This window comes from Kitasatospora putterlickiae (genome assembly GCF_039527695.1).
Classification (GTDB): domain Bacteria; phylum Actinomycetota; class Actinomycetes; order Streptomycetales; family Streptomycetaceae; genus Kitasatospora; species Kitasatospora putterlickiae.
Genome location: NZ_BAAAKJ010000466.1, coordinates 1 through 1151, shown reverse-complemented (window position 1 = coordinate 1151; position 1151 = coordinate 1). Strand labels below are relative to the sequence as shown.

Genomic DNA, 1151 nt, shown 5'->3' with positions numbered 1-1151 from the left:
GGGCTCGCGGGGGCGCCGCAGCGCCGCAAGGGCCGGGTCACCCCGGTCACCTGGACCGGGGAGACGCGCCCGGGCGACGTCGCGGCCACCCAGCTGCTGGAGGCCGTCCGGCTCGGCGCCGGCCGGGCCGGGGTCGGCGGACGCGGCGGACGGTTCGGCGGCACGCTCGCGGACGCGGACACCCAGGTCATCCCGCCGTACGGCGGTTCCCGGGCGGTGCCCCGCCAGTCGCGCGAGGGCGACGGCACCGCCACCGACGCCGGCGTCGGCCCGGTCGGCGCGCCGCAGGGCTGGACGCCCAGCGGCGAACTGCCCGAGGTCTCGGCCGCCGGCGCCGAGGGCAGGCCGCCCTGGTACCCCGGCCGCCGGGTCGACCTCGGCCTGGTGCTGCTGCCGCTGCGGGCGGTGCTCGGCTCGCTCTCCGTCTACGCCGGGTTCAGCAAGCTCTGCGACCCGGTGTACTTCGACGGCGGCGAGCGCGGCTCGATGATGCGCTGGCTCTCCTCGCTGCACCCCTGGAAGGTCGCCGAGCCGCTGCTGGCCTTCGCCATGGCGCACCCGGTCGGGGCCGGCCTGGTGGTGTCGTTCACCGAGATCGTGGTCGGGGTGCTGACCGTCCTCGGGCTCTGGCAGCGGCTCGCGGCCGGGGCGGCGATGACGCTCTCCGCCGCACTGCTGTTCACGGTGAGCTGGCGGGCCGTCCCGGTGTACGACACGCCCGACCTGATCTTCCTGGCGGCGTGGAGCCCGCTGCTGATCGCCGGGGCGCCGTTCGCCTCGCTGGACGGGCGGCTCGGCCTGGAGGCCTGGCGGCACTACGGCGCGGACGCCCCGGCGGCGCTGCGGCGTAGGGTGCTGCGGCGCGGCACGGTGGTCACCTCGGTGGTCATCGGCCTGACCCTGCTGCTCGGCTCCATGCTGGGCGCGGCGGTCCGCACCGGCGCCCGGCCGCAGCCCCCGGCGCCGTCCCGGCCGGCCACCGACTACGGCACCCCGGTCTGGCCGAGCGGTGGACCGTCCGCCACCCCCGGCGGCAAGGCCCCGGCCACCTCGGCGCCCTCGCCGGCCCCGTCCCGGCCGGCCACGCCGAGCGCCACGCCCACCACCGGCACGCCGACCGGCTCCAGCTTCTCCCGGGTGTGCGAGCCGCC

General features: G+C 78.6%; 1 protein-coding gene. It reads left to right on the top strand.

Translation table 11 applies throughout. The annotated features are described in order from the left end of the window. On the top strand, positions 1-1151 hold a 1151-nt coding region (locus ABD308_RS36990), incomplete at both ends, for a DoxX family protein (RefSeq protein ID WP_344344711.1).